A 25,204-nucleotide genomic window follows, 5' to 3' on the forward strand; every position below is an offset into this window, starting at 1 on the left:
GGGGGCGCGGGGGTCTCAGCAGATGCGGGGGAGCGGGTCGCCCACCAGCGTGTCGACGATGCGGGTGCCGCCGAACGCGGTCCGGAGCAGCACCAGGCCGGGCGGGTCGTCCCGGACGGTCCCGACGACCGCGGCGCCCGCGCCGAGCGGGTGCTCGCGCAGCGCGCCGAGCGCCGCGTCCGCGCGCGTCCCGTCCACGACCGCGACGAACCGGCCCTCGCACGCCACGTACAGCGGCTCGATGCCGAGCAGCTCGCACGCGCCCGCGACCGCCGGGCGCACCGGCACCGCCGCCTCGTCCAGCACGACGCCGCACCCGGACGCGCCCGCGATCTCGTTCAGCACCGTCGCGACCCCGCCGCGCGTCGCGTCCCGCATCATCCGGACGCCGCCCGGCACCGCGTCGAGCAGCGCGGCGGTGAGCCCGTGCAGGGCGGCCGTGTCGGACGCGACGTCGGCCTCCAGGTCGAGTTCGCCGCGCGCCAGCATGACGGTGACGCCGTGGTCGCCGATCGGCCCCGACACCAGCACCGCGTCCCCCGGACGGACGGCCGACGCACCGAGCTCTGCGCGCGCGCCCGCGCCTTCGAGGACGCCGATACCGGACGTGGTGATGAAGCACCCGTCGGCCTTGCCACGCTCCACGACCTTGGTGTCTCCCGTGACGACCGAGACGCCCGCGCGCGCCGCCGCGTCCGCCATCGACCGGACGACGCGGCGCAGGTCGTCCATCGGGAAGCCCTCCTCCAGGACGAACCCCGCCGACAGGTACAGCGGCCGCGCCCCGCACACGGCGAGGTCGTTGACCGTCCCGTTCACCGCCAGCTCGCCGATGTCGCCGCCCGGGAAGAACAGGGGCGAGACGACGTGCGCGTCGGTCGTGAACACGAGCCGCCCGGCGTCCACCGGCAGGACGGCGCCGTCGTCGAGCGTCTCCAGCGCGGGGTTGCGGAACGCCTCCAGGAACACGGCGTCGACGAGCGTCTGCGTGGCCTTTCCCCCCGCGCCGTGGGCCAGCGTCACCCGTTCCTCCCGGACGCGGGGCCGCCGCCGGCGCGCGCGCTCGATGCGCTCCAGGACCAGCTCCTCACGGGACGTCTCCGCGGTCATGTCCGGCTCGCCTCCCGCACGCGCTCCCGCGTGAACCGGCCGAAGTTGTAGTACGCGGCGCACGCCCCCTCGGACGACACCATGCACGTCCCGATCGGCGTCTCCGGCGTGCAGGCCGTCCCGAACACCTTGCACTCCCACGGTTTCAGGACGCCCTTCAGCACCTCGCCGCACTGGCACGCCTTCGGGTCCGCGACCCGCACCCCCGGCAGGTCGAACAGCCGCTCGGCGTCGAAGCGGGCGTAGGCGTCGCGCATCCGCAGCGCCGAGTGCGAGATGAACCCGAGCCCCCGCCACTCGAAGTACGGCCGCGGTTCCATGACGGTCGCGATCGCGTCGAGCGCCCGCGGGTTGCCGTCCCACGGGACGACCCGGGCGTACTGGTTCTCGACCTCGCAGCGGCCCTCGGCGAGCTGCTCCATCAGCATGTGCACCGACTGCAGGACGTCGAGCGGCTCGAACCCCGCGCACACGAGCGGCTTGCCGTAGTCGCCCGCGATGAACCCGTACGGGCGGCAGCCGATCACCGTCGAGACGTGGCCGGGGCCGAGGAACCCGTCGAGCCGCAGGTCCGGCGAGTCCAGGATCGCCTTGATGCCCGGGATGATCGTCACGTGGTTGCAGAAGACGGAGAAGTTGCGGACGCCGTCCGCCGCCGCGCGCAGCACGGTCATCGCCGTCGACGGCGCGGTCGTCTCGAACCCGATCGCCATGAACACGACCCGCCGCTCCGGATTCCGCTTCGCGATCTTGAGCGCGTCCAGCGGCGAGTACACCATCCGGATGTCGGCGCCGGCCGCCTTCGCGTCCAGGAACGACCCCGCGCCGCCCGGGACGCGCATCATGTCGCCGAACGACGTCAGGATCACGTCCGGGTGGTCGCGGGCGATCGCGATGGCGTCGTCCACCCGCCCCATCGGGATCACGCACACCGGGCACCCGGGCCCGTGCACGAGCTGCACCGTCTCGGGCAGGTAGTCCTCGAGCCCATGCTTGTAGATCGTGTGGGTGTGGCCCCCGCACACCTCCATGAACTTGTAGAGCCGTCCCGGCTCGCACAGGGCGGCGATGCGCCCGGACAGCATCCGGGCCCGCTCAGCGTCGCGGTACTCGTCGACGAACCGCAATGGTCGCGCCTTTCCGTTCGGGTTCCTGGTTCCGGTTCAGTTCCGGCCGGGATCGATGTCCGATCCGCGCAGCGCGTCCAGTTCGTCGTCGTACGCCGCGCCGAGCCCGCGCAGCAACTCCAGGGTCGCGGCGGCCTCCGCCTCGTCGATCTTCGACATCGCGAACCCGACGTGCACGAGCACCCAGTCGCCGGGCGCGAGCCGCTCGTCGTCGAGGAGGCCGACGTTCACGGCGCGGCGCACCCCGACGACGTCGACCTTCGCGACGTCCGTCCCGTCCCGCGGCAGCTCGACGATCTCCCCGGGAATCCCCAGGCACATCAGCCCCGCCCCCCGGCCGCGGCGGCCGCGGTCACATGCGTTCCATCTTGATGTAGCGCTTCATGGCCGGGTACTCCTTCACCAGCACGGTGAAGCAGGCCAGTGCGGCCACGGCCGCGGCGATCTTCCACATGCGCACGTCGTTCCCCTTCTCGGTCGGTCCCGGCGGTCAGCCGGGCGGCAGGTTGGGCATGATCGGCAGGATCGCGTCGTGCTTCTTCGGGCTGATCCCGGTCGAGCGCCGCGCGTCCGCCGTGCCGTCCTCGTGGTGGCCCGCCTGCTTGCGGTAGTTGCCTTCCTTGTTGCCCATGCGCACGCCCCGGGTGTGCGACGGCGTGTCGATCTTGATGTGGGGCTTGCCCACCCTGATCTCGGCCATGGTCACGTCACTCCCTTCTCGGCGGGGTGTTCCCCGGCACGGGCGCCCGTCCCCTCCCCCGCGCGGACGGCGAGGTCGGCGAAGAAGCGCCCGATCTCGGGCCACACGTCGCGGCCGCCGGACAGCCCCTTCCAGGACTGCCGGACGGCGGCGACGAGGCGGTAGCAGTCGTCGATCGGCACGAGCCAGCGCTCCTCGGCGAGCCCGTGCCGTCCGGCCGTGCCGGTGTGGACGAGCCCGGTGTGGACGAGCCCGGTGTGGACGAGCAGGGCTTCGACCTCGGGCACCATCGACCGCAGCGGTTCGCAGCGTTCGGCGGCCGCCGCCCAGGCGGCGGGGTCGACGTCGCAGCGGGTGGCACCGGCCGGGCTCGGGTAGTGCGCGGTGACCCGCCACCCGTCCCGGCCCTCGTCCCCGGCGTCGTCGTGCCGGACGAAGAACGCCAGGCCGACCGGGACGCCCAGGCCGTCCACCGGCACCCCGGGCAGCCGGATCCGGCGGCCGGGGACGAGCCGGAAGTGGCCGCGGCCCTCGGCGTCCCGGCCCGCCGCGTCCCGCTCGAACAGCAGCGCGCAGGCGCGGCAGGCGCACAGCAGGCCGTCCCCGCGCTCGTCGAGGACGTGCGCGTGCCCGCCGCCGTGGTCGTCCGGGATCGGCTCGGCGCACAGGTCGCAGCGCTCCGCGGCGCCGGTGTCGCGGCGCGCGGCGGCGCGGGCGACGAGGCGTTCGAGCGCGGTCATGCGAGCTCTCCCGCCGGCGGCGCGGTCCGGAACAGCGACTCGACGGGGACGAACGCGCCCGGGCCGGCGGCCGCGGGGCGTCCGGACGGCGCCCGGACCGGCTCGATCGCGGACAGTTCGGGCGCGACGCCGAGCACCGCGTCGCGGACCGCGTCCTCGACGCTCCCGGCGGCGCCCGCGGAGCCGCCGCAGGTCCCGCAGCCGCCGCCCGGCTCGTCCGGGAGCCGCACGCGCGCGACGCCGTCCTCGATGCCGTCGAGTTCCAGTTCGACGTCCGCGCCGTGCGAGCCGAGCTGCTCGCGGATGTCGGCCAGGGCGCGCGCCACCCGTTCCTCGACGGGCGCCGGGTGCACGTCGTGCAGCGCGAGCAGGTGCCCGACGAGGTCGTCGGCGGCGAGCGCGGAGACGAGCCGGGCGTCGTGCGCGGCGCGGTCCATGACGCGGGCGAGGGCCTCGCCGTAGACCTCGGCGAGGGTCGCGACCGTGTCGAGCGCGCTCTCCGCCGTCCGGCCGGGCGTCCGCTCCAGCGCGGCGAGCGCCTCCTCGATGCGGGTCAGCCGCTCGGCGACGTCGCCCTCACCGAGCCGCCGGTCGCCGGGCCGCCGGTCGCCGCCCCGCCGCCGGTCGTCCTTCCGCCGCTCGTCCCGCTGCTCAGCCATGGGTCGCGCCGAACATGGGCGAGTGGAGCTTCTCGAGCTTCTTCCCCTTGCCGAGGTACATGTGGACGCCGCACGGCAGGCACGGGTCGAAGCTGCGGACGGCCCGCATGATGTCGACGCCGCGGAAGTCGTCCGGGCCGTTCTCCTCGAAGATCGGCATGTCCTGGACGGCGTCCTCGTACGGGCCGGGCGTGCCGTAGCTGTCGCGCGGGCTGCCGTTCCACGGCGTCGGCGGGTACGGATGGTAGTTCGCGATCTTGCCCTTCTCGATCACCATGTGGTGGGACAGGACGCCGCGGACCGCCTCGTGGAAGCCGCAGCCGATCGCCTCGTCCGGCACGTCGAAGTCCTCGAACACCTTCGTGTCGCCCGCCCGGACGCGCTGCAGCGCCTCCTCGACGAACTGCAGGGCCATCGCGGCGGCGTACGCCACGAAGTACACGCGCGCGCGGTTCCGCTCGATGGCGTTCGACCACGGCGGGATCCGCCATTCGAGGGTCGTCTCGGGCAGCGCCTCGCCCTTCGGCAGGGAGATCTGCACGCTCTGCCCGGTCGACTTCACGTACGGCGTGTCGACGATCCCGGCGAGCGCCGTCGTGTAGAGCCGGGCATACGGGCCGCCGCCGGTGTCGAGCGCCAGGTGGTCGCCGGTGTTCTTGTCGAACCAACGCGGGCTCATCACCCAGCTGTACTTGTCGTCGAAGTCCCGCTTCTGCGGCGCCGGAAGCGTCGTCTGGTTCCAGGGGTGCCGCATGTCGACGGGGTTGCCGAGCGGGTCGTGGGTGACGAACGGGTCCTCGTTCACCCAGTCGTCGTAGTAGGAGCTGCCCAGCAGGATGCGGATGCCGAGGTTGATGTCGACGAGGTTCGTGGTCAGCAGCTCGCCGTCCACGACGATGCCGGGCGTCACGTACATCGCGCGGCCCCAGCGCTCCATGTTCTCGTACCTGTAGTCGACGACCTCGGGGTTCTGGAACGCGCCCCAGCAGCCGAGCAGGACGCGGCGGCGGCCGACCTCCTCGTAGCCGGGCAGGGCCTCGTAGAAGAAGTCGAACACGTCGTCGTTCATCGCGACGGCCCGCTTGACGAAGTCGATGATCCCGAGCAGCCGGCTGAGGTAGTCGGTGAAGACGGTCGGCTCCGGCATCGTCCCGACGCCGCCCGGATACACCGTGGACGGGTGGACGTGCCGGCCCTCCATCAGGCAGAACATCTCGCGGGTGACGCGGCTGACCTTGAGGGCCTCCTTGTAGAGGGCGCCCTCGAACGGGTTGAACGCCGCCATGATGTCGCCGATCGTCCGGTACCCGTGGATGCGGGCGTTCGGCGCCTCGGTGTCGCGGGCCCGCCGCAGCACGCTCGGGTTCGTGTCCTTGACCATCGCCTCGCAGTAGTCGACGAAGACGAGGTTGTCCTGGAAGAGCGTGTGGTCGAACATGTACTCGGCGGCCTCGCCGAGGTTCAGGATCAGCTCGCCCAGCGGCGGGGTCTTGATGCCGTACGCCATGTTCTGCGCGTACACCGAGCACGTCGTGTGGTTGTCGCCGCAGATCCCGCAGATGCGGGAGGTGATGAACCCGGCGTCCCGCGGGTCCTTGCCCTTCATGAAGACCGAGTAGCCGCGGAACAGCGAGGACGTGCTGTGGCACTCGGCCACCCGCCGGTTCGCGAAGTCGATCTTCGTGTAGATGCCGAGGTTGCCGATGATGCGGGTGATCGGATCCCACGACATCTCGACGAGCTGCTCGGATCCCGCCGCCCCGGCCGGCGCCGGCTTCGTCTGCGCGGTGTGCGCCATGGGTCGTTCCTCTTTCCGGTGTCGCGGGCGTCGCTACGGGCGGTAGCGCGGGTCGTAGCCGCTGGTCAGCACGTCCTTGTTGTGGTGCCACTTCGGTTCCCGGTTCGCGCTGTGGTTGGTGATCCCGCGCATCCGGCGGATGAAGGCCCCGTACGGCCTGATCAGCATCGAGGAGAGGCTGCCGCCGGGCGGCTGGTCCATGAACGGCATGAACTTGTCCGGGAAGCCCGGCATCGTGCAGGCGATGCAGATGCCGCCGACGTTCGGGCAGCCGCCGATCCCGCCCATCCAGCCGCGCTTGGTGACGTTGCAGTTCACCACCGGGCCCCAGCAGCCGATCTTCACCTGGCACTTCGGCGAGTTGTAGTCCCGGCCGAAGTCGGCCTGCTCGTAGTAGGCGGCCCGGTCGCAGCCCTCGTGGACCGTCTTGCCGAAGATCCACTGCGGGCGCAGCAGCTCGTCCAGCGGGGGCGGCGGCGCGGCGCCCGCCGCGTGGTACAGCACCCAGGTGAGGGTCTCCATGAAGTTCTCCGGCTGCACCGGGCAGCCGGGGACGTTCACGATCGGCAGCGCCCCCGCCGAGCGGAAGTCCCACCCGAGGTAGTCGGCGAGGCCCATGCAGCCGGTCGGGTTGCCCGCCATCGCGTGGATCCCGCCGTACGTCGCGCACGTCCCGGCCGCGACGACCGCCCACGCGCGCGGCGCGAGCATGTCGATCCACGTGTTCAGCGTCATCGGCTCGCCGGTGTCCGGGTCGTTGCCGAACGACGTCCAGTAGCCGTCCCCGTTGATCTTCTCGTTGGGGATCGACCCCTCGATGACGAGGATGAACGGCTCCAGCTCGCCGCGCGCCGCCGCCCGGAACGCCGCGAGGAACTCCTCGCCGCCGAGCGTCGGCGACAGCACCTTGTTGTGCAGGTTCACCTTCGGCAGGCCCGGGATCAGCCCGTTCACGACGTCCTCGATCGCCGGCTGGGACGCGGCCGTCACCGACACCGTGTCGCCGTCGCAGCTCATCCCCTCGGATATCCACAGGATGTGGATTTCGTCGAAACCGTCCGGGGCCGTGGTACCGCCTCGCTCGCGCGTCTGCGTCATGTCCGGGGCCTCCCTTGCATCCGATCGCGCAACCGGTCGTAGACGGCGGCCACCGGGGCCGCCACCGTGAGCGCCGGGGGACGGTCCGGGGCGTGCGGGTGCGGGCGCGTCGGCGCCGTCCCCTTCGCCTTCTCCAGCGCCCGCCCGAGATCCCGCAGCGCCGCCTCGTCCACCGCGTCGCGCAGGCGCGGCATGAGCACGTCCTCCTCGTCGCGGACGTGCTCCTCGACGTCGCGGCGCAGCAGCTCGATCAGCTCCTCCGCGCGCCCGCCGGCCCGGCCGTCCGACCGCGCCAGGGCGTCCAGCTCGGCCAGCGCCTCCTTCACCGCCATGTGCTCGGCCAGGTGCCGCCGCACCAGCGCCTCGTCCCGCAGCGCCTTCCCGGCGAACGGGTAGAAGATCAGCTCCTCGACGGCGGCGTGCTTGGACAGCTCGCGCACGAGGATGTCGATGACGCCGTTGCGCTGCGACGCGGACGCCGCCGCGTGGAAGTCGCGGAAGAGCTGCTCCACCATCCGGTGGTCGTGCTTGAGCAGGTCGATCGCGTCCATCGCCATCACGCGCTCCCCCGCCCGGGCTCCGGCTCGGCGTCGGGAGCCGTGCCGGGCGCGTCCGCCGCGACGGTGATCGACTCTAGGACCACGTCGTCGCGGCCCCGGGTCTCGACGTCCACGCCGCCGCACACGGGGCACGCGGCGAGCTGCGCCGCCGACCCGACGGGCGTCGTCCCGCCGCAGTCCCGGCAGTGCACCGACAGCGGCTCCATCACCAGGTCGATGCGCGCGCCCTCGATCTCCGTGCCCTCGGCCGCCAGCCGGAACCCCTGGTCGATGACGTCCGGGTCGACGGGATGGCCGCCGACGCGCACCCTCACGCCGCTCACCGGGCGCCCCCTGGCGCGCCTGCGCGCGGCGTCGACGATCGCGTCGCACATTCCCATTTCATGCACTGGTCGCCTCCGTGTCGGTCCTGCGGGTGTGGTCCGTGCGGGGGTCGTGCCGGTCGTGCCGGACGTCCCGGTCGTGCGCCGTCGCGAGCCGCGCGGCCTCCTCGCGGGCGAGCCGCCCCACCAGCCGGACGGCCTCGTCCAGCGCGGCGGTCACCGGTGCGGACAGTCCCATCCGCTCCCCGACGTCCGCGGGCCGGCACCCGACGACGAGCACGCGCCCCACCCGGCCGCCGAGCCGGTGCAGCAGCCGCAGCACCGCGAGGGGATGCATGCCGTGGCCGTCCACCGGGGGAGCGCCGAACGGGCCCGCGCCGTCCGCGTCCTCGCCGGCGTCCGCGTCCTCCCCGGCGTCCGCGTCCGCCCCGGCGCCGGTCGCGTCCAGGACGGCCAGTTCCCCGGGCCGCGCGCCGTCCAGCGGGACGGCGTCGACCATGATCAGCGTGTCGTGGCGGCCGTCGAGCAGTTCGTAGGCGAGGTGGACGCCGCGGATGCCGTAGTCGGCCACGTCCACGTTCTCCGGCAGGCCCGGCGCGTCCAGCCGCCGGACGACCTCGACGCCGAAGCCGTCGTCGCCCAGGAAGATGTTGCCGATGCCCGCGACGAGCACCCGGCGCGGCCCCGTCACCGCGCGCTCCGCTCGTCCGCGAGGGGCTCCACCTCGTCGAGCGCGAAGTACCGGAAGCGCCCGTACCAGCGGTTCAGCTCGGAAGCCGGGTCGTCCTCGAGGGACACCGCGAGGTGGCAGGCGTCGTCGACGTCGGTGAGGACGGCCTCGACGGTCGCGGCGCGGCCGTCGAGGAAGCGGTCCTGCGGGTCCGTGCCGTGCGGCCGGGGGCGCAGCCGCACCCGGCTGCCGCGCGACACCGCGACGCCGTCCACCAGCACCGTCCCGCCGTCCGCCGGGTCGTCCTCCGCCCGGTCGTCCGCCTTCGGCGGCGGGCTCAGGGACCGGACGGCGCCGTGCAGCCGCTCGAACACCTCGTGCGGCATCGCGTCGACCCGGTCGAGGATCGCGGCGGCGCGGGGATCGGTGGCCCGCGCCTCCCGCTTCTCCGCGTCGGTCAGCGTCATCGTCCGCAGCGACAGGATCTCGTCGATCTCCGTGGCGTCGTGCAGGTCGCCGGGGCTCTCCGGCGCGATCCGCGGGTGGTCGTACAGCAGGATCGGCGCCGACAGGACGAGCCCGCGCTCGCCCTCGGGCCCGGCGAGCACCGGGAACGCGTGCACGTTCGCGCACTCGCGGGTGGCGTGCTCGGCCCACTGCGGCGGGTCCAGCAGCGACACGAACGCCCCGTCGACGGCGGCGATCATCGTGTGCGCGGCGAGCAGCGACCAGCGCAGCGCCTCGTCGCGGGACGCGGCGGCCCGGTCGGCGGTGTGCCCGTTCTCGACCCGGATCCGCAGCCGGTGCAGCGGGAACGGCGCGTCGCAGCGGAACGCGGACATCGTCACGACCGCGTCGACGTCGAGGCGGCGCCGGACGACCCGGCCGCCCGCGGGGTCCCCGGGCGCCGCGACGTCCTCGTGCTCCTCGCCCGCCGGGGCCCGGACGGCGAACCGCCGCTCGCCCGCGAGCAGGTCGGCCAGCGGCGCGGCGACGTCGAACTCGTGCGGGACCGCCTCGTCGAACGGGACGTGCGCGCCGAGCGCGGCGACGTCCTCGAACGTCCCGTCGGGGCGGCGGCGCTCGACCGTCCGGCGCTGGACCTGCAGGAACCGCAGCCGGCAGGTGATCGCGGCGTCGGCGGGGGCCTCCAGCAGGCATTCGGTCTGCTGCCACCACGACTCGGCGGCCCCGGCGACGCCCGTGTCGTCGAGCCCGTGCGCGTCCGCCCACGAGCGCGGCGTGAGCACCCCGAACTGCCAGCGGACCCGGTTCTTGCCCGACGAGCGGCGGTACGGGTAGAGCAGGTAGCCCTCGTACAGAATGGCGTCGGCCACCGCCCGCACGCTCTCGAAACCGGTCGCCGCCATCGCCTCTCTCCCATGCCCGGAACGCTCCGCACGTCCTTTTCCGGGTCTATCAACGGGCCGTCGGTCCAGGTAAGTGGCGCCCGCCGATAAGTGACGGCGTCACCTACCGGCCGGCGCGCGGCCGTGCTGTAATCGCGGTGCGCGGAACGCGGCAGTCCGGAGGGCCGGGATGGGAAGGCGCAGGCGGCGGCGGTACGGAAGCGTCGTACGGGCGGGCGCCCGCGGCGGGGTCGCGGCCATGGCGATGACCGGGCTGCGCACGGTCACGGCGGCGGCCGTGCCGCGGCAGACGAGCCCGCCGGCGGCCATTGTCGAAGAGCACGCCTCGGAACGGGTCAGGCAATTGTCGGAACGGCAGCGCGAAGCGTTGACCGAAGTGTTCCACTGGGTTTACGGGGCGGGCGGCGGCGCGCTTTTCGGCCTGCTGCCGGACCGGGTCCGCGGCCACCGCCTGTCCGGTCCCGCGTACGGGCTGGCGGTCTGGCTCGGCTACGAGCTGGTCGTCGCTCCCGTCCTCGGCGTCGAGCACTCCCCGCACCGCCGCGCGACGTGGCGGGCGGCGATCGCGCTCGACCACCTGCTCTACGGCGTCGTCGTCGCCGGCCGCCTCGCCCCCGAACCGGCCGACGTCAGGCGGCCCCGCCGCCCGTGCCGTCCGTGCCGTCCGCGCCGTCCCGGACGCGGCGCATGAAGTAGTGGACGGTGACGACCGCGAGCAGCGGCCCCCAGGCGAGGAACGGCGCGTACGCGAGCGTCATCAGCCAGGCCGCCGCGCCCTCCGGGGCCTCCGGCGCCGCCATCGCGTCCGTCCAGTTCGCGGCCGCCGCGAACCCGATCAGCGTCACCGCGACCGCGCCGAGCGACGCCGCGCCGACCGCGAACGCCACCGGCACGCGGCGCCCGCCGACCAGCGGGATCCACCGGGGGAACACCTCGCCCCACGGCCGCACCAGGCCGAGCGTGAGCAGCGCGAGGCACTCCGACAGGACGCTCAGCGCGAACACGTACGGGGTGCCGACCGGGTGCGGGAAGTCGGTCATGTCGCTGCCCTCGGCGAAGCCGAGCGGCACGCCGAGGCCGAGCGCGATCCGCCAGAGCCCGGACGGCAGGACGGTCAGCGGCACGAGGTGCGCGACCCGTTCGGCCCACCGCGGCACGGGCCGGGCGGTGCCGCGTCGGGCGGGACGGCCCGCGTCGGGCCGGACGGTCGCGGGCTGGGCGGTGGCGGTCATGGGGCCTCCCGGGGGCGCTGGTCAGGACGCCTCCATGCTCGCCACCGCGCCCCTTCGGGCACGTCCCTCGCGGGTACCCGGACCCTCACCCGCGCGGGGGAACGCCGCGGGGAGCACCGCAGGGCCGGGCGGCGGGCTCAGCCGCCGCGGGCCTCGCGCTCGATGCGGTCGAACTGGGCGCCCATCGCCTCGGCGAGGGCGTTCGCGCCCGACAGCGGCCGCACCATCACCATGAACTCGGCGATCTTCCCCTGCGCGTCGTGCCGGATGAAGTCGCAGCCGTCCAGTTCCCGGTCGCCGACGCGGGTCTTGAACACGAGCGCGTGCTCCCGGCCGTCCGCGCCCTCCAGCTCGCCCACGTACCGGAAGTCCTCGAACACGCGGAAGACGCCCCGCAGGATCGCGCCCGTGATCGCCTTGCCCTCGTAGGGCTTGTGCGCGACCGGGCTGACGAACACGACGTCGTCGGCCAGCAGCGCGATCGCGCCGTCGACGTCGCCCGCCTCCACGGCCTTCCGGAACGCGTGCATGCCGCACCTCCATACCCAACTCGTTTACTAGGTGCGGACGACACTACCGAGTAGACAACTCGTTGCATAGTCAACGTGGTTGGTAGGTTGGCGGGCATGGCACTGCGACACGCGATCCTGGCCGCGCTGCTGGAGGGCGAGGCGTCCGGCTACGACCTCGCCAAGATCTTCGACTCCTCGGTCGCGAACTTCTGGATGGCCACGCCGCAGCAGCTCTACCGCGAGCTCGACCGCATGGCGGGCGACGGGCTCGTCGCCGCCCGCGTCGTCCGGCAGGAGCGCCGGCCCGACAAGCGGCTGTTCGCGCTGACCGGCGCCGGGCGCCGCGCCCTGCACGACTTCACCGCCGCGCCGCCCCGTCCGGGCGCGATGCGCGACGACCTGCTCGTCCAGGTGCAGGCCGTCGACGCGGGCGACGCCGACGCCGTCCGCCGGGCCGTCGCCGAACGGGCCGAGGGCGCGCGCGCCAAGCTCGCGCGCTACGAACGGCTCCGCGCGATCCTGCTCGGCGGACGCACCGAGGAGGAGCACCTCGCGCACGCCGAGCGCGTCGGCCCGTACCTGACGCTGCTCGGCGGGATCGCGTTCGAGCAGGAGAACATCCGGTGGGCCGAACGGGTCCTCGAGGTGCTGCGGCGGCGCGCGTCCAGCCGGGCCTGACCCGTGCGGACGGCGGCAGGCCCGGGGCGTCGCGGCGCCGGGGCTCCGGTCAGGGGGTCGCGACGGGCTCGGCGTTCAGGCCGGTGCACTCGCGCAGGCCGTTCCAGCGCTTCACCTCGGCCTGCGCCGCCGCGCCCTTGAGCGGGATCGGGACGCCGCCCTCGATGCGGACGGGCATCCACTTGTCCTTGGTGACCTTGCCGTCCTCCACCCGCAGCGCCAGGATGCCGGAGCGCGCGCTCTGGCCCCGGGCGGAGGAGAACAGGAAGTTCCCCATGCCGTAGTGGATGTAGGCGCCGTTGTCCATGTAGCCGCCGCCCAGCGGGATGTGGGCGTGGCCGCCGACGATGATGTCGGCGCCCGCGGCGGTGAGCTCCTGGGCGAGCGTCTTCTGGCGCGGCAGCGGGCAGGGGTTGAGCTCCTGCCCCCAGTGCAGGTGGACGATGACGAGGTCGGAGCCCTCCGCGGCCTCCTTCACGGCCTGCACCATCCGGGGAACGTCCTTGGCGGACGCGAGCCCGGGCTTGGTGTCGGTCGCCGTCCACTCCTCGATGAGGTGGTCGTCGAGGACCTGGGTGGCGCCGACGATCGCGATCTTGTTGCCCTTCACCGTGACCCGGTACGGCTTGTACGCCTCTGCGGCGTTCATCCCGATCCCCACGGTGGGGAACCTGCTCTTCTTGATCGCCGCCATGGAGTCGCGCAGCCCGGACACCCCGTAGTCCATGCCGTGGTTGTTCGCCATGGACGTCACGTCCACCCCGGCGGCCTTCAGCGCGGTGAACGCCGAGGCCGGGGCGCGGAACGCGTACGTCTTCGGGGCCTTCGTGCCGCCCTCGGTGATCGCCGTCTCCAGGTTCACCATCGCGAGGTCGGCCTTGCGGAGGGTCGCCGCGGTCGGGCCGAGCGCCGTCTTCGGATTCTGAAGGCGGGCGCGGAGGTGGTCGTGGAAGTGGCTGTCGCCCGCGAACGCCAGCACGATCGGTTCCTTGACCGGTTCGGCCGGGCTGGGCGGCGCGGCGGGCGGCGCCGAGCTCGCCGGGGAGGTGGCGCCCGCGGCCGGGGGCGTGTCGCCGCCCGTCAGCCCGCACGCCGCCGAGGCGAGGAGCATCCCGCCGGCCGCGGCGGCCGCCGCGATCCTGCTCCGCCGCATGTTCCCGCGCACCTTGTTCATGGACCGGCCTCCGCTCGGGCTCCCGTGACGGGACGAGCATGCCATGCGACCGGCACCGCGATGCGCCGCGACCTGCGGTTTCGAGGAAATGGTGATGCAGGTGAGACATCCGGCACACCGCCGGCCGGGCGGCCGGGACACCCCTCCAAGCCTGTACGATTCGTTTTCTTGAATCATTCGTGTTTGTGAGGGTACGTTGGGACGCATGACCGCCACCGAGACGCCGAGCATCGCCGCCGAACTGCGCGGCGCCGGGCTGCGCGTGACGGCGGCCCGCGTCGCGATCCTGGAGACCGTCCGCGCCGGGAACCACCTCGGCGTCGACGCCGTCGCCGAAGGGGTCCGCGAGCGGGTGGGCCACGTCTCGCTGCAGGCCGTGTACGAGGCCCTGCACGCGATGACCGCGGCCGGGCTGGTGCGGCGGATCGAGCCGGCCGGCAGCCCCGCCCGGTTCGAGGGCCGCACCGGCGACAACCACCACCACCTCGTCTGCCGCCGGTGCGGCGCCGTCCGGGACGTCGACTGCGCCGTGGGGCACCCGCCCTGCCTGGAGCCCGTCGACGACTCCGGGTTCCTCATCGACGAGGCGGACGTCACGTTCTGGGGCCTGTGCCCCTCCTGCCGTCCCGGCCCCCGATGACCACGCACTCGACGAGCACGAACCCCATCAGCGGAACGTCAACCCCGCGCAGCACCATGCACCAGAGAGGAACCGCGCCCATGTCCGAGAGGCCGACCACCACCACCGACGCCGGAATCCCCGCCCCCAGCGACGCGCACTCCCAGTCCGTCGGTCCGAACGGCCCCCTGCTGCTGCAGGACCACTACCTCATCCAGAAGATGGCGCACTTCAACCGCGAGCGCGTCCCCGAGCGCGTCGTCCACGCCAAGGGCGGCGGCGCGTACGGCGTTCTGGAGATCACCGAGGACGTCAGCCAGTTCACCCGCGCGAAGCTCTTTCAGAAGGGCGCCCGCACCGAGTCGCTGGTGCGGTTCAGCTCCGTCGCGGGCGAGCTCGGCTCGGCCGACGCGGGCCGCGACCCGCGCGGCTTCGCGATCAAGTTCTACACCGAGGAGGGCAACTACGACCTCGTCGGCAACAACACCCCGGTCTTCTTCATCCGGGACCCGCAGAAGTTCTCCGACTTCATCCACTCGCAGAAGCGCCGCGCCGACAACCACCTGCGCGACAACAACATGCAGTGGGACTTCTGGACGCTCTCGCCCGAGTCGGCCCACCAGGTGTCCTGGCTGATGACCGACCGCGGCACCCCCGCGTCGTGGCGGCACATGAACGGGTACGGCTCGCACACCTTCATGTGGTACAACGCCGCCGGTGAGAAGTTCTGGGTGAAGTACCACTTCAAGACCGACCAGGGCATCAAGAACTTCACCGCCGAAGAGGCCGACGCCCAGGACCCGGACGTCCACATCCGCGACCTTTACACCGCGATTCAGCGCGGCGACCACCCGTCCTGGACCGTCCAGGTGCAGATCATGCCGTTCGAGGACGCGGCCGACTACCGGTTCAACCCGTTCGACCTCACCAAGGTGTGGCCGCACGCCGACTACCCGCCGATCACCATCGGAAAGTGGACGCTGAACCGGAACCCGGAGAACTACTTCGCCGAGATCGAGCAGGCCGCGTTCGAGCCCGCCAACCTCGTCCCCGGCATCGCCCCGTCCCCCGACAAGATGCTGCAGGGCCGGCTGTTCTCCTACCCGGACGCCCACCGCTACCGGATCGGCGCGAACTACCTGCAGCTCCCGGTGAACCGCCCGCACTCGCCCGTCCACACCTACAACAAGGACGGCGCGATGGCGTTCTCCAACTCCGGCGACCCGGTGTACGCGCCGAACTCGGTCGGCGGGCCGCAGGCGGACCCGGAGCTGTGGAAGGGCGAAAGCTACGAGGTCGCGGGCGAGATCGTCCGCAGCGCCTACCGGCTGCACAGCGAGGACGACGACTTCGTGCAGCCGCGCGCCCTGTGGGAGAAGGTCCTCGGGGAGACCGACCGCGACCACATGGTGCACAACATCCTGCTGCACGCGAACGCGCCCGAGGTCACGGGCGACATGAAGAAGCGCGTGGCCGAGTACTGGCGCAACGTCCAGAAGGACCTGGGCGACCGCGTCGCGCAGGGCCTCGGCGTCAACGGCTCCTGACCACTCCGGTCCAGCGCGATGCGTCAAAGATGAGCCGGTAGATCGGCGGACCGCGGGCACGCGGTCCCCGAGTCGCGAACGACGAACGCGGTTCCCGATGGACGGGGACCGCGTTCGCATGTCGCCCTCCCCGCCCGAACCGAGGACGCATGGGCCGACCGTCCCGCGTGGGCACCCGACATCCCGCGCGCCGGAGGTCGTCCGCCCGCACGCAGCGCCGCCGTCCCCCGCACGGCGCGATTTGGCACAACTTGCCGATCGGCGCCTGTCGTTGACCGCGACAATGCCGGGGCGACCACGGGCCATCGAAATAAACCTCCAAATGGGGCTTGACAGAAGATCACGGCACGCTGATGATCAATATGTTCAAGATCCCCGAAGGGAGTTAGAAATGCGGGCGAAGAGCAAGCGAATCGCGTCCATGGCGGCCGTGGCACTTACCGTGGGTTGGGCACCTGTGACGTTCGCCATTCCAAGCGCAACGGCGAACGAGAAGGCCGCCGCCGCCCCTCTGGCGGCCGGGTGTCAGAACTGGACACCGCACATGAGGCGGGTCATCGAGCCCGGCGGCGCGGCAGTGCACACCAGTTATTACGGGTCGTCCACGGTGATCGACAGGTGGTCGTACCGCACGCTTTTCCGTGTCGACAAGCGATGCGTGAACAGTCACGGAAACCTGTGGTGGCACTCGGACTGCTGCACGGGCACCAAGGGCTATATCTGGAACGACTACACCCAGTTCGCCAATTACACCTAAGAAATCCATTCGGGGTGATCACCGATACCGCCGCACTCAGCGGCGGTATTGGTGATCAGTGAGCGTTTTGCCGGGGGCGCCGACGAGCAGGCGCCGCCGTTGGACCCAAGGGGGTTCGCGTCCAGCATCGGCAGGTGACCCGGTACGGCGTGGCGACGCACGTCCTGCACAACCACCGGCGGAGCCCGCGGCGACACCGGGCGTCCCGCGCCGCCGCCCGGCCCGTCCTGCGCTGTGCACCGAGTGGTCGCGGTCGATCTCCCCGAGGGCCTTCTCCCACAGGGCGCGCCGCTGCACGAGGTCGTCGTCCTCGCCGTGCAGGCGGTAGGCGCCGCGGACGACCTCGCCCGCGACCTCGTAGCCCTCGCCTTTCCACAGCTACCCGGCGTCTGTGAGGGTGTGCGCGTTCATAGTCGTTCTGTGTCCGGTCACCGATCTGAGTTCGCAGGGTGTGGATTACCGGCTAGGTCATGACGTTTCGGGGGATCGTACGTCACCATGTAAACCCGATTCCGGTTCGGTTTGGAGCTCCGATGGGCGACCGCACGGCTTTCCGCACCTGTCCGCTCTGCGAGGCCCTCTGCGGGCTCGAACTCACCCTGGACGGCTCGGGCCGCGTCACCCGCGTCCGCGGCGACGAGCAGGACCCGTTCAGCAAGGGGTTCGTCTGCCCCAAGGGCGCGACCCTCGGGAGCCTCGACGGCGACCCCGACCGGCTCGCGGAACCGCTCGTCCGCAAGGGCACCGAGCACGTCGCGGTGAGCTGGGACGAGGCGTTCGAGGCGGTGCGCGCCGGGCTCGCCGACGTGGTCGAGCGGCACGGCCGCGACGCCGTCGCCGTCTACGTCGGGAACCCGACCGCCCACTCGGTCGCCGGGCCGCTGTACGTGGGCGCGCTCGTCAAGGCCCTCGGCACGCGGAACCTCTACTCGGCGAGCACCGCCGACCAGATGCCGAAGCACGTCGCGTGCGGCCACATGTTCGGCGACCCCCTCGCGATCCCCGTCCCCGACCTGGACCGCACCGACCACCTGCTGATGCTGGGCGCGAACCCCCTCGAATCGAACGGGAGCGTCTGCTCGGCCCCCGACTTCCCCGGCCGGCTCAAGGCGATCAGGGCGCGCGGCGGCAAGGTCACCGTCGTCGACCCGCGCCGCACCCGGACCGCCGCGCTCGCCGACGAGCACCTGTTCATCCGCCCCGGCACCGACGGGTTCTTCCTCATCGCGCTCGTCCACACCCTGTTCGCCGAGGACCTCGTGACCGGCCTCCCGGACAGCCCGGACGGCCCGCGCGCCACCGGCCTCGACGACCTGCGCGCCCTCGCCGCCGACTTCGCGCCCGAACGGGTCGCGGACGCCACCGGCGTCCCCGCCGACGTCGTCCGCCGGACCGCCCGGGAACTGGCCGCCGCGCCGCGCGCCGCCGTCTACGGGCGCATGGGCACCACCACGCAGGCGTTCGGCACGCTGAACAGCTGGCTCGTCGACGCCCTCAACGTCCTCACCGGCAACCTCGACCGCCCCGGCGGCGCGATGTTCCCGAAGGCCGCGCACGTCCCCGCGTACCGGCGGCGCAAGCCCTTCACGACCGGCCGGTGGCGCAGCCGCGTCCAGGACCTCCCCGAGGTGAACGGCGAACTGCCGATCGCCACGCTCGCCGACGAGATCGAGACGCCGGGCGACGGGCAGGTCCGGGCCCTCGTCACGATCGGCGGGAACCCGGCGCTGTCCGCGCCGAACTCCGCGCGGCTCGACCGCGCGTTCGCCGGGCTCGAGTTCATGGTGTCGGTCGACCCGTACCTGAACGAGACGACCCGGCACGCGAGCGTCGTGCTGCCCCCGCCCCGTCCCGTCCAGACGCCGCACTACGACATCGCGCTCTCCGCGCTCGCCGTCCGGAACTACGCGCGCTACTCGCCGCCCGCGGTGCCGCTGGACGGGCGGCCGAGCGAGGCGGAGATCATCGGGCGGCTCGCGCTGCTCGCGTCCGGGACGGACGGCGACGTCGCCGCCCTCGACGACACGATCATCGCGTCGACGCTGGCGAAGGCCGCCGCGCACCCGGGGTCGCCGGTGCACGGCCGCGACCCCGAGGAGATGCGCGCGACGCTCGCCGGCTCCGGTACCCCGACCGAGCGGCGGCTCGACATGATGCTGCGGCTCGGCCCGTACGGCGACGCGTTCGGCGCCGTCCCCGGCGGCCTCACCCTCGACCGGCTCCGCACCGACCACCCGCACGGCATCGACCTCGGCGCCCTCGAACCCCGCCTCGGCGAGGTGCTCTGCACGGCGTCCGGGCGGGTCGAGCTGTGCCCGCCGCCGCTCGCCGCCGACGTCGACCGGCTCCGCGCCGCGCTGGCCGACGGGCCGCACACCGGGACCGTCCTGATCGGCCGCCGCCACCTGCGGTCCAACAACAGCTGGCTGCACAACGTCCCCGAACTGGTGCGCGGCTCCAACACCTGCACGCTCCACCTGCACCCGGACGACGCCGCGCGCATCGGCGTCGCGGCGGGCGACGGCGTCCGGGTGACGTCGCGGGCCGGCTCGGTCGACGCGGTCGCCGAACCGACCGACACGATCATGCCGGGCGTCGTCAGCCTCCCGCACGGCTGGGGCCACGACCGTCCCGGCACCCGGACGGGCGTCGCGCGGCGGAACCCGGGCGTCAACGTCAACGTCGTCACCGACGAGCGGGAGATCGACCCGCCGTCGGGCACCGCGGTGCTGAACGGCGTGCCGGTCACCCTGGAGCGCGTCGGCTGACGCCCCGCCCCGCACTCAGGACGCCGGGCGATCGCCCTCCGGCCCCGCCTCGCCGTCGTCCGAGGTCGTCTCGGTGTTGACGTAGAGGATCTCGCGGGCCTGCTCGGCGGCGCGGAGGGTGCTCTCGCTGACGAAGTCGACGAAGCGCGCGATGCTCTCCAGCCGGACGGCGGCGGGACTGTCGGGGCCGAGGATGGGCGGCCCCTGCCGCGCGATCTCCACGAGCGCCATGAGGGACCGCGCGCTGCCGAGCATCGACTGGTACCAGACCTCGTTGTCGACGGCGTAGCGCTCGCGCCGCCCCTCGCCCCGGATCCGGCGGATGAGGTTCTGGCTCTCGAGGTACTTGACCGTCTTGGAGATGGACGCCGGGCTGACCTGCAGCCGCTCGACGAGCTCGGCGGCGGTGAGGCTGCCGGAATCGGTCGTGTAGAGGCAGACCAGCACCCGGGCCATCATCTTGTTGGACAGGCCCGACTCCATGAGGACGTCGGTGAACCTCTCCTCGTACTCCTTCAGGGCCTCCCCGTCGCGCCCGTCCGGCTGCGCGGCCGTCCCCGCCGCTCTGCTCGACGAGGGCCTGCGCTGGCGGGTGCGGCGCTCGGTCGCGCGATGCGCCAGGTCGGCGCGGTACCCGGCGGGCCCGCCGTTGCGCATCACCTCACGCGTGATCGTGGAGGTGGGCCGGTCGAGACGTCTGGCGATCTCGGCGTAGGCGAGGCCGTCGGCCAGCCCGAGTGCGATCTGCTGGCGGTCCTGCTGAGTGAGCCTGCCTCCCGGCATCCCGACCCCCTTCGTGTCGTTCCGATACCCGCACCTTAGCGTTCACGCACAGACTATTGCAACGCGCGAGCGTCGCATGTTGCGTTCCATGCAGGAGTCAGTGCAACGAAATTCTTCCTCTGACCTGCGATATCGCTGTTTTGATGCAAAGATCTTGTTGCGGGATCAGTGAAGGCAACGTAGCTTTTGCGTTGTCGGAAACAAGCAACAAGCCGCAAGGCGAACCGCAAGGGAGAAGCACGATGAACACGTTCCAGACCCCCGCCCCGATCGCGACCGTGGTGAACGTCCCGGCCGGGCGGCTGCAGATGATCGCCGCCGACCGGACCGACACGCAGGTCGAGGTCCGGCCCGCCGACCCCTCCCGGGGCCGGGACGTGAAGGCCGCCGAGCAGACCACGGTCGAGTTCGCCGACGGCGTCCTGCGCGTCGAGGCCCCGGCGGCCGGCAACCAGTACTTCGGCCGTTCCGGGTCGGTGGAGATCACGGTCAAGCTCCCCGCCGGTTCCCGGGTCGAGGCCCGCGCCGCCAGCGCCGAGTTCCGGGCGGTGGGCCGGCTGGGCGAGGTCGCCTTCGACGGCGCCCACGGCCAGGCCAAGATCGACCAGGCCGCGAGCGTCCGCCTGACCGCGCTCGACGGGGACGTCGAGGTCGTCCGGCTGGACGGCCCCGCGCAGATCAGCACACAGCGCGGCGACATCCGCATCGCCGAGGCCACCGGCGGCGAGGTCGCCCTGTCCACCCAGTCCGGCGACATCACGGTCGGCGCCGCCGCCGGTGTCTCGGCCGCCCTGGACGCCCAGACCGGCCGCGGCCGGGTGAGCAACGCGCTGAGGAACGACGGGACCGCCGGGCTGGAGATCCGCGCGACCACCGCCCACGGCGACATCACCGCCCGCAGCCTCTGACCGACCCCCTCAATCGACCCCACCCACCCCGGAGGTGCCCCCATGACCGACCTTGCGATCGCGGCCGAAGGGTTGCGCAAGTCCTACCGAGACAAGAACGGCGAGAATGTCGTCCTGGACGGCATCGACCTCCAGGTCCCCGAAGGAACGATCTTCTCCCTGCTCGGCCCGAACGGCGCCGGGAAGACCACCACCGTGCAGATCCTGTCCACCCTGGCCCGCGCCGACGCCGGCCAGGTCCGGGTGGCCGGGTTCGACCTGAACCGGCAGGCCGACGACGTCCGCGGCGCCATCGGGGTCACCGGGCAGTACTCGGCGGTCGACAAGCTCCTCACCGGAGAAGAGAACCTGCTGCTGATGGCCGACCTGCGGCACCTGTCACGCCGCGACGGCAAGCGGCGCGCGGCCGAACTGCTGGAGCAGTTCGACCTGGTCGACGCGGCCCGCAAGCCCGCCTCGACCTACTCCGGCGGCATGCAGCGCCGCCTGGACCTGGCCATGACCCTGGTCGGCGACCCCCGGCTGATCTTCCTGGACGAGCCCACCACCGGACTGGACCCCCGCAGCCGCCGCTCCATGTGGCAGATCGTCCGCGACCTCGTCGCGGGCGGCGTCACGATCTTCCTCACCACCCAGTACCTCGAAGAAGCCGACCAGCTCGCCGACCACATCGCCCTGCTCGAAGGCGGACGCCTCATCGCCGAGGGCACCGCCGACGAACTCAAGCGCCTCATCCCCGGCGGCCACGTGTCGCTGCGGTTCACCGACGACGACGCCCTCGCCCGCGCCCTGGACACGCTCGGCCGGGGATTCGTGGACCCCTCCGACGACGACCGCCTCACCCTCCAGGTCCCCTCCGACGGCAGCGTCCGCGCCCTGCGCGACCTGCTCGCCCGCCTGGACGCGGCCGGCATCGAACCGGCCGAACTGTCGGTGCACACCCCCGACCTCGACGACGTGTTCCTCACCCTGACCGGCCAGAAGGAGACCACCCGATGAGCACCCCCGCCCTCGCCCTGCGCGACTCGGCCACCATGACCCGCCGCCAGCTCAAGCGCATCGCCCGCTACCCCTCCATGACCATCCAGCTCATCATCACCCCCGTCATCCTCCTCCTGCTCTTCGTCTACGTCCTCGGCGGAACCCTCGGCAACGGCCTCGGCGGCGGACGCGACGCCTACATCAACTACGTCCTCCCCGGAATCCTCCTCATGGCCGCCGCCACCGCCGCCACCGGCACCGCCGTCATGGTCGCCACCGACATGACCGAAGGCATCATCGCCCGCTTCCGCACCATGCGCATCGCCCGAGCCTCCGTCCTCACCGGCCACGTCGCAGGCAGCATCGTCCAGCAACTTCTCGGCGCGGCCGTCCTGGTCGGGGTCGCCTTCGCCATCGGATTCCGGCCCAACGGCACCGCCCTGGAATGGGTCGCGGCGGCCGGGCTGCTCACCCTGTTCATCCTGGCCATCACCTGGCTGTCGGTCGCCCTGGGCCTGAAGTCCCCGACCCCCGAAGCCGCCAGCAACGCCCCCATGCCCCTGGTCCTGCTCCCCTTCCTCGGCTCCGGCTTCGTCCCCACCGACTCCATGCCCACCGCCATCCGCTGGTTCGCCGAATACCAGCCCTTCACCCCCATCATGGAAACCCTCCGCGGCCTCCTCCTCGGCACGCCCATCGGCAACAGCGCCGCCATCGCCACCACCTGGTGCACCACCATCGCCATCGCCTCCTACCTCTGGGCCCGCAACACCTTCAACAAGGCCTGACCATGAAACCGGCCGACAGGGCCGTCAGACCCACCGGTCTGACGGCCCTGAGCCGTTCGCGCCCATCGGACCGAACGGGGCCACGGTTTAGCGGTTCGCGCGCCAGGTAGGTAGTCCTCACCACGGGGCAACGGCACGGACATCCCACCGCCCCCGGTTGGCCGCATGAGAACGCGACAACTAACCTCAGGGCGAGCGTCCCGATCACAGGCCGCGAGGAGGGACATGAACCGACGGGCGGGGAACATCTTCCGGCGCGCGTCCCGGCAGCAGGCGGCGGGACGGCTCACGGACGTCACCGACGGGATCGAGCACGCCCGCGCGCTCGACCGCACGATCCGCGTTCTGTCCACCGGTGTGAAGCGGGTGCTTCGGCCGGGCCCGGTGAAGGACGCCCTGCACGGCGTCCCGCTCGGGCATCCGGCGCACCCGCCGCTGACGGACGTGCCGATGGGCTGCTGGACGTCGGCGGCCGTGCTGGACCTGCTGCCGGGCACCCGGCGGGCGTCCGAGGCGCTGGTCGCGGCCGGTCTCGTCGGCGCGGTCCCGACCGTGCTCACCGGTGTCGCCGACTGGTCGGCGCTGCACCGCGGGCAGCAGCGGGTCGGGCTCGTCCACGCGGGCGGGATGGCGATCGCGACGGCGCTGTACTCGGCGTCGTACGCGGCGCGCTACCGGGGACGGGACGACGCGGGCCGCGCGCTCGGGTTCGCGGGGCTCGGGGTGCTGCTCGCCGGCAGCTACCTCGGCGGGCATCTCGCCTTCCGGCAGGCCGCCGGCGCGAGCCACGCCGACCAGGTCGCGCACCTGGTGACGCTCGGCTGGCACGACCTGTGCAAGGCGGACGAGCTGCCCGACGGCTGGCCCGTCCACCGCAGCCTCGGCTACATCAGCCTGTTCGTGCTGCGCACCGGCGACGAGGTGCACGTCCTCGCCGACCGCTGCAGCCACCTCGCGGGGCCGCTGCACCAGGGCCGCATCGTCAGCGACGACAACGCCGACCTGTGCGTCGTCTGCCCCTGGCACGGCAGCACATTCCGCGTGCGGGACGGCTCGGTCGTGCACGGCCCGGCCACCGGACGGCAGCCGGCGTTCGAGTCGCGCGTGACCGAGAACGGCACGCTCCAGGTCCGCCCGCTCGGCTGACCACCGGCCACCGGCGGGACCCCTAGGACGGGGCGTCGCCGTCGGCGGGGGACTCGTCGGCGATCGGGTACTCGACGAGGGCCAGCACGCGGCTGGACATGAACCGTGCCGTGCGGACCGGGGTGCCGGTGCGGGTGACCTCGCTGACCTCCACGACGCCGCGCCGCGTCTCGATCTCGACGCGGCGGCCGGCGCGGGTCGCGGTGACCTCGTACGTCCGCGTCCCCTCGCCCCCGGCGTCGATCACGATCTCCACCCTGTCGCCCTTCATCGGCGCCCACCTCCGCGATCGTCGAACGTATATTCGACTTATACCCGCCGAGGGCGTCCGCGAACCCTTCCGAAGGGCCTCGAAACCCCGGAAAACCGCAGGTCAGCGTACGAGATTCACGATCGCGACGAGTCCGACGGCGACGATGACGCCGCGCAGCACGGGCGGCGGGATGCGGCGCCCGACCTTCGCGCCGAGCAGCCCCCCGACGGTCGACCCGGCCGCGATCATCAGCACCACCCACCAGTCGATGACGGTGTCGGAGAGGATCGACAGCGAGATGAACAGGACGGCCGCCGACCCGTTCACGATCGCCGACAGGACGTTCTTGGCCGCGTTGACGCGCTGCAGGTCGTCGGCCAGCGCGATGCCGAGGACCGCGATCAGGATGATGCCCTGCGCCGCGCCGAAGTAGCCGCCGTACACGCCCGCGAGCAGCACCGCGACCCACAGCAGCGGCCCGCCGTGCCGGGGCTGCTCGCCGTCGCCCTCGCGGCGCCGCTTCACCCACGCCTGCAGCCGGGGCTGCACCACCACCAGGACGAGCGCGACGGCGATGAGCGCGACCACGATCACCTGGAACGCCTCGGCGGGCAGGCCGAGCAGCAGCAGCCCGCCGATCACGGCGCCGATCACGGACGCGCTGCCCAGCCGCAGGAGCCGTCCGCGCTGCCCCGCCAGCTCCGCGCGGTACCCGTAGGCGCCCGTCATCCCGCCCGGCACGAGCCCGATGTTGTTGGAGACGTTCGCGACCACCGGCGGGTACCCGAGCGTCACCAGCGTCGGGAAGGTGATCAGCGACCCGGACCCGACGACCGTGTTGATGCCTCCGGCGGCGACTCCGGCCGCGAACACCGCGGCCGCCTCCAGCAGGTTCAAATCCGT

General features: G+C 72.6%; 29 protein-coding genes. 10 read left to right on the plus strand and 19 right to left on the minus strand.

Features of this window, described 5'->3' with window-relative positions; genetic code table 11:
* Positions 1 to 15: 15 nt before the first annotated feature.
* Genes hypE through AB0L25_RS13435 form a run of 13 tightly spaced genes read right to left on the minus strand, consistent with a single transcriptional unit; the run spans position 16 to position 10,155 of the window.
* A complete protein-coding gene (gene hypE, locus AB0L25_RS13375; protein ID WP_500171656.1) occupies positions 16 to 1,110 on the minus strand; it encodes a hydrogenase expression/formation protein HypE in 1,095 nt (364 codons plus the stop codon).
* Complete coding sequence (gene hypD / locus AB0L25_RS13380) at positions 1,107 to 2,237, minus strand: hydrogenase formation protein HypD (RefSeq protein WP_500171658.1); 1,131 nt, start codon at positions 2,235 to 2,237, stop codon at positions 1,107 to 1,109. The genes hypE and hypD overlap by 4 nt, the downstream gene beginning before the upstream one ends.
* A gap of 36 nt (positions 2,238 to 2,273) precedes the next feature.
* The gene (locus AB0L25_RS13385; protein WP_500171659.1) at positions 2,274 to 2,558 is read right to left on the minus strand and encodes a HypC/HybG/HupF family hydrogenase formation chaperone; all 285 of its coding nucleotides are present in this window, start codon (positions 2,556 to 2,558) and stop codon (positions 2,274 to 2,276) included.
* A 31-nt stretch (positions 2,559 to 2,589) separates the two neighbouring features.
* Complete coding sequence (locus tag AB0L25_RS13390; protein WP_500171749.1) at positions 2,590 to 2,691, minus strand: DUF6893 family small protein; 102 nt, start codon at positions 2,689 to 2,691, stop codon at positions 2,590 to 2,592.
* Between the two features lie 36 nt (positions 2,692 to 2,727).
* Positions 2,728 to 2,937 (minus strand): hypothetical protein, encoded by a 210-nt coding sequence (locus AB0L25_RS13395; RefSeq protein WP_500171750.1) that lies wholly within the window; start codon positions 2,935 to 2,937, stop codon positions 2,728 to 2,730.
* Positions 2,938 to 2,939: 2 nt separating this feature from the next.
* On the minus strand, positions 2,940 to 3,677 hold the full coding sequence (locus AB0L25_RS13400; RefSeq protein WP_500171660.1) for a DUF5947 family protein: 738 nt from the start codon (positions 3,675 to 3,677) through the stop codon (positions 2,940 to 2,942).
* Positions 3,674 to 4,336, minus strand: coding sequence for a NifU-related iron-sulfur-binding protein (locus AB0L25_RS13405; RefSeq protein WP_500171662.1), 663 nt, complete (start codon positions 4,334 to 4,336; stop codon positions 3,674 to 3,676). Before AB0L25_RS13405 ends, AB0L25_RS13400 begins: the two co-directional genes overlap by 4 nt.
* Positions 4,329 to 6,134 (minus strand): nickel-dependent hydrogenase large subunit, encoded by a 1,806-nt coding sequence (locus tag AB0L25_RS13410; RefSeq protein WP_500171663.1) that lies wholly within the window; start codon positions 6,132 to 6,134, stop codon positions 4,329 to 4,331. Before AB0L25_RS13410 ends, AB0L25_RS13405 begins: the two co-directional genes overlap by 8 nt.
* Before the next feature lie 33 nt (positions 6,135 to 6,167).
* Complete coding sequence (locus AB0L25_RS13415) at positions 6,168 to 7,232, minus strand: NADH-quinone oxidoreductase subunit B family protein (protein WP_500171664.1); 1,065 nt, start codon at positions 7,230 to 7,232, stop codon at positions 6,168 to 6,170.
* The gene (locus AB0L25_RS13420) at positions 7,229 to 7,789 is read right to left on the minus strand and encodes a hemerythrin domain-containing protein (protein WP_500171666.1); all 561 of its coding nucleotides are present in this window, start codon (positions 7,787 to 7,789) and stop codon (positions 7,229 to 7,231) included. The genes AB0L25_RS13415 and AB0L25_RS13420 overlap by 4 nt, the downstream gene beginning before the upstream one ends.
* Positions 7,789 to 8,172, minus strand: coding sequence for a hydrogenase maturation nickel metallochaperone HypA (locus tag AB0L25_RS13425; protein WP_500171752.1), 384 nt, complete (start codon positions 8,170 to 8,172; stop codon positions 7,789 to 7,791). Before AB0L25_RS13425 ends, AB0L25_RS13420 begins: the two co-directional genes overlap by 1 nt.
* 1 nt (position 8,173) lies before the next feature.
* Positions 8,174 to 8,806 (minus strand): hydrogenase maturation protease, encoded by a 633-nt coding sequence (locus AB0L25_RS13430; protein ID WP_500171667.1) that lies wholly within the window; start codon positions 8,804 to 8,806, stop codon positions 8,174 to 8,176.
* Positions 8,803 to 10,155 carry a hypothetical protein gene (locus tag AB0L25_RS13435; protein ID WP_500171668.1) on the minus strand — a complete coding sequence of 451 codons (1,353 nt, stop codon included), beginning with the start codon at positions 10,153 to 10,155 and terminating at the stop codon, positions 8,803 to 8,805. Before AB0L25_RS13435 ends, AB0L25_RS13430 begins: the two co-directional genes overlap by 4 nt.
* Positions 10,156 to 10,324: 169 nt before the next feature.
* On the opposite strand from AB0L25_RS13435, the gene AB0L25_RS13440 reads away from it, so the two are divergent.
* Entirely contained in the window at positions 10,325 to 10,846 is a 522-nt protein-coding gene (locus AB0L25_RS13440) for a hypothetical protein (protein ID WP_500171669.1), read from the plus strand.
* Here AB0L25_RS13440 and AB0L25_RS13445 read toward each other — a convergent pair.
* Together AB0L25_RS13445 and AB0L25_RS13450 are read right to left on the minus strand one after the other, a co-directional pair.
* Entirely contained in the window at positions 10,785 to 11,387 is a 603-nt protein-coding gene (locus AB0L25_RS13445; protein WP_500171671.1) for a hypothetical protein, read from the minus strand. The genes AB0L25_RS13440 and AB0L25_RS13445 overlap by 62 nt on opposite strands.
* 137 nt (positions 11,388 to 11,524) lie before the next feature.
* Positions 11,525 to 11,917: a nuclear transport factor 2 family protein gene (locus tag AB0L25_RS13450; protein ID WP_500171673.1), complete on the minus strand. Its 393-nt coding sequence runs from the start codon at positions 11,915 to 11,917 to the stop codon at positions 11,525 to 11,527.
* A 96-nt stretch (positions 11,918 to 12,013) separates the two neighbouring features.
* Between AB0L25_RS13450 and AB0L25_RS13455 the strand changes: the two genes are divergently transcribed.
* Positions 12,014 to 12,577, plus strand: a complete 564-nt coding sequence (locus AB0L25_RS13455; RefSeq protein WP_500171674.1) for a PadR family transcriptional regulator — start codon at positions 12,014 to 12,016, stop codon at positions 12,575 to 12,577.
* Positions 12,578 to 12,626: 49 nt separating this feature from the next.
* Here AB0L25_RS13455 and AB0L25_RS13460 read toward each other — a convergent pair whose 3' ends face one another.
* Positions 12,627 to 13,730, minus strand: a complete 1,104-nt coding sequence (locus AB0L25_RS13460) for a CapA family protein (RefSeq protein WP_500171676.1) — start codon at positions 13,728 to 13,730, stop codon at positions 12,627 to 12,629.
* Positions 13,731 to 13,956: 226 nt separating this feature from the next.
* On the opposite strand from AB0L25_RS13460, the gene AB0L25_RS13465 reads away from it, so the two are divergent.
* The 4 genes from AB0L25_RS13465 (at position 13,957) to AB0L25_RS13480 (ending at position 19,442) form a co-directional block, all read left to right on the plus strand.
* Positions 13,957 to 14,391 (plus strand): Fur family transcriptional regulator, encoded by a 435-nt coding sequence (locus tag AB0L25_RS13465; RefSeq protein WP_500171677.1) that lies wholly within the window; start codon positions 13,957 to 13,959, stop codon positions 14,389 to 14,391.
* A gap of 80 nt (positions 14,392 to 14,471) precedes the next feature.
* On the plus strand, positions 14,472 to 15,917 hold the full coding sequence (locus AB0L25_RS13470) for a catalase (protein ID WP_500171678.1): 1,446 nt from the start codon (positions 14,472 to 14,474) through the stop codon (positions 15,915 to 15,917).
* A gap of 391 nt (positions 15,918 to 16,308) precedes the next feature.
* Positions 16,309 to 16,674, plus strand: a complete 366-nt coding sequence (locus AB0L25_RS13475) for a hypothetical protein (protein ID WP_500171680.1) — start codon at positions 16,309 to 16,311, stop codon at positions 16,672 to 16,674.
* Positions 16,675 to 17,207: 533 nt separating this feature from the next.
* A complete protein-coding gene (locus tag AB0L25_RS13480; protein WP_500171682.1) occupies positions 17,208 to 19,442 on the plus strand; it encodes a molybdopterin oxidoreductase family protein in 2,235 nt (744 codons plus the stop codon).
* 15 nt (positions 19,443 to 19,457) lie between these two features.
* Here the strand turns inward: AB0L25_RS13480 and AB0L25_RS13485 are convergent, their stop codons facing one another.
* Entirely contained in the window at positions 19,458 to 20,225 is a 768-nt protein-coding gene (locus AB0L25_RS13485; RefSeq protein WP_500171683.1) for a helix-turn-helix domain-containing protein, read from the minus strand.
* A gap of 242 nt (positions 20,226 to 20,467) precedes the next feature.
* Here AB0L25_RS13485 and AB0L25_RS13490 point away from each other — a divergent pair, with 242 nt between their 5' ends.
* The 4 genes from AB0L25_RS13490 to AB0L25_RS13505 all read left to right on the plus strand — a co-directional run bounded on the left by AB0L25_RS13490 (position 20,468) and on the right by AB0L25_RS13505 (position 24,048).
* A complete protein-coding gene (locus tag AB0L25_RS13490; RefSeq protein ID WP_500171684.1) occupies positions 20,468 to 21,133 on the plus strand; it encodes a DUF4097 family beta strand repeat-containing protein in 666 nt (221 codons plus the stop codon).
* A 42-nt stretch (positions 21,134 to 21,175) separates the two neighbouring features.
* Complete coding sequence (locus tag AB0L25_RS13495; RefSeq protein WP_500171686.1) at positions 21,176 to 22,132, plus strand: ATP-binding cassette domain-containing protein; 957 nt, start codon at positions 21,176 to 21,178, stop codon at positions 22,130 to 22,132.
* Positions 22,129 to 22,902, plus strand: coding sequence for an ABC transporter permease (locus tag AB0L25_RS13500; RefSeq protein ID WP_500171687.1), 774 nt, complete (start codon positions 22,129 to 22,131; stop codon positions 22,900 to 22,902). Before AB0L25_RS13495 ends, AB0L25_RS13500 begins: the two co-directional genes overlap by 4 nt.
* Before the next feature lie 225 nt (positions 22,903 to 23,127).
* Positions 23,128 to 24,048 carry a Rieske (2Fe-2S) protein gene (locus AB0L25_RS13505; RefSeq protein WP_500171689.1) on the plus strand — a complete coding sequence of 307 codons (921 nt, stop codon included), beginning with the start codon at positions 23,128 to 23,130 and terminating at the stop codon, positions 24,046 to 24,048.
* Between the two features lie 22 nt (positions 24,049 to 24,070).
* Here the strand turns inward: AB0L25_RS13505 and AB0L25_RS13510 are convergent, their stop codons facing one another.
* Both AB0L25_RS13510 and AB0L25_RS13515 read right to left on the minus strand, forming a co-directional pair.
* Positions 24,071 to 24,319 (minus strand): DUF8836 family protein, encoded by a 249-nt coding sequence (locus tag AB0L25_RS13510; RefSeq protein ID WP_500171690.1) that lies wholly within the window; start codon positions 24,317 to 24,319, stop codon positions 24,071 to 24,073.
* 102 nt (positions 24,320 to 24,421) lie between these two features.
* Positions 24,422 to 25,198 (minus strand): sulfite exporter TauE/SafE family protein, encoded by a 777-nt coding sequence (locus tag AB0L25_RS13515; protein WP_500171691.1) that lies wholly within the window; start codon positions 25,196 to 25,198, stop codon positions 24,422 to 24,424.
* Positions 25,199 to 25,204: the final 6 nt, after the last annotated feature.

It is taken from the genome of Spirillospora sp. NPDC052242 (assembly GCF_040679555.1).
GTDB lineage: Bacteria > Actinomycetota > Actinomycetes > Streptosporangiales > Streptosporangiaceae > Spirillospora.

Excerpts from the sequence above, each read along its gene's own strand:
- AB0L25_RS13435 (WP_500171668.1), bottom strand. The coding sequence starts at position 10,155 with ATGGCGGCGACCGGTTTCGAGAGCGTGCGGGCGGTGGCCGACGCCATT.
- AB0L25_RS13450 (WP_500171673.1), bottom strand. The coding sequence starts at position 11,917 with ATGCACGCGTTCCGGAAGGCCGTGGAGGCGGGCGACGTCGACGGCGCG.
- AB0L25_RS13495 (WP_500171686.1), top strand. The coding sequence starts at position 21,176 with ATGACCGACCTTGCGATCGCGGCCGAAGGGTTGCGCAAGTCCTACCGA.
- AB0L25_RS13490 (WP_500171684.1), top strand. The coding sequence starts at position 20,468 with ATGAACACGTTCCAGACCCCCGCCCCGATCGCGACCGTGGTGAACGTC.
- AB0L25_RS13410 (WP_500171663.1), bottom strand. The coding sequence starts at position 6,134 with ATGGCGCACACCGCGCAGACGAAGCCGGCGCCGGCCGGGGCGGCGGGA.
- AB0L25_RS13485 (WP_500171683.1), bottom strand. The coding sequence starts at position 20,225 with ATGCCGGGAGGCAGGCTCACTCAGCAGGACCGCCAGCAGATCGCACTC.
- AB0L25_RS13475 (WP_500171680.1), top strand. The coding sequence starts at position 16,309 with ATGCGGGCGAAGAGCAAGCGAATCGCGTCCATGGCGGCCGTGGCACTT.
- AB0L25_RS13465 (WP_500171677.1), top strand. The coding sequence starts at position 13,957 with ATGACCGCCACCGAGACGCCGAGCATCGCCGCCGAACTGCGCGGCGCC.
- AB0L25_RS13510 (WP_500171690.1), bottom strand. The coding sequence starts at position 24,319 with ATGAAGGGCGACAGGGTGGAGATCGTGATCGACGCCGGGGGCGAGGGG.
- AB0L25_RS13440 (WP_500171669.1), top strand. The coding sequence starts at position 10,325 with ATGGGAAGGCGCAGGCGGCGGCGGTACGGAAGCGTCGTACGGGCGGGC.
- AB0L25_RS13470 (WP_500171678.1), top strand. The coding sequence starts at position 14,472 with ATGTCCGAGAGGCCGACCACCACCACCGACGCCGGAATCCCCGCCCCC.
- AB0L25_RS13500 (WP_500171687.1), top strand. The coding sequence starts at position 22,129 with ATGAGCACCCCCGCCCTCGCCCTGCGCGACTCGGCCACCATGACCCGC.
- AB0L25_RS13405 (WP_500171662.1), bottom strand. The coding sequence starts at position 4,336 with ATGGCTGAGCAGCGGGACGAGCGGCGGAAGGACGACCGGCGGCGGGGC.
- AB0L25_RS13385 (WP_500171659.1), bottom strand. The coding sequence starts at position 2,558 with ATGTGCCTGGGGATTCCCGGGGAGATCGTCGAGCTGCCGCGGGACGGG.
- hypE (WP_500171656.1), bottom strand. The coding sequence starts at position 1,110 with ATGACCGCGGAGACGTCCCGTGAGGAGCTGGTCCTGGAGCGCATCGAG.
- AB0L25_RS13400 (WP_500171660.1), bottom strand. The coding sequence starts at position 3,677 with ATGACCGCGCTCGAACGCCTCGTCGCCCGCGCCGCCGCGCGCCGCGAC.
- AB0L25_RS13480 (WP_500171682.1), top strand. The coding sequence starts at position 17,208 with ATGGGCGACCGCACGGCTTTCCGCACCTGTCCGCTCTGCGAGGCCCTC.
- AB0L25_RS13505 (WP_500171689.1), top strand. The coding sequence starts at position 23,128 with ATGAACCGACGGGCGGGGAACATCTTCCGGCGCGCGTCCCGGCAGCAG.
- AB0L25_RS13395 (WP_500171750.1), bottom strand. The coding sequence starts at position 2,937 with ATGGCCGAGATCAGGGTGGGCAAGCCCCACATCAAGATCGACACGCCG.
- AB0L25_RS13460 (WP_500171676.1), bottom strand. The coding sequence starts at position 13,730 with ATGCGGCGGAGCAGGATCGCGGCGGCCGCCGCGGCCGGCGGGATGCTC.
- AB0L25_RS13445 (WP_500171671.1), bottom strand. The coding sequence starts at position 11,387 with ATGACCGCCACCGCCCAGCCCGCGACCGTCCGGCCCGACGCGGGCCGT.
- AB0L25_RS13455 (WP_500171674.1), top strand. The coding sequence starts at position 12,014 with ATGGCACTGCGACACGCGATCCTGGCCGCGCTGCTGGAGGGCGAGGCG.
- AB0L25_RS13415 (WP_500171664.1), bottom strand. The coding sequence starts at position 7,232 with ATGACGCAGACGCGCGAGCGAGGCGGTACCACGGCCCCGGACGGTTTC.
- AB0L25_RS13420 (WP_500171666.1), bottom strand. The coding sequence starts at position 7,789 with ATGGCGATGGACGCGATCGACCTGCTCAAGCACGACCACCGGATGGTG.
- AB0L25_RS13425 (WP_500171752.1), bottom strand. The coding sequence starts at position 8,172 with ATGGGAATGTGCGACGCGATCGTCGACGCCGCGCGCAGGCGCGCCAGG.
- AB0L25_RS13390 (WP_500171749.1), bottom strand. The coding sequence starts at position 2,691 with ATGTGGAAGATCGCCGCGGCCGTGGCCGCACTGGCCTGCTTCACCGTG.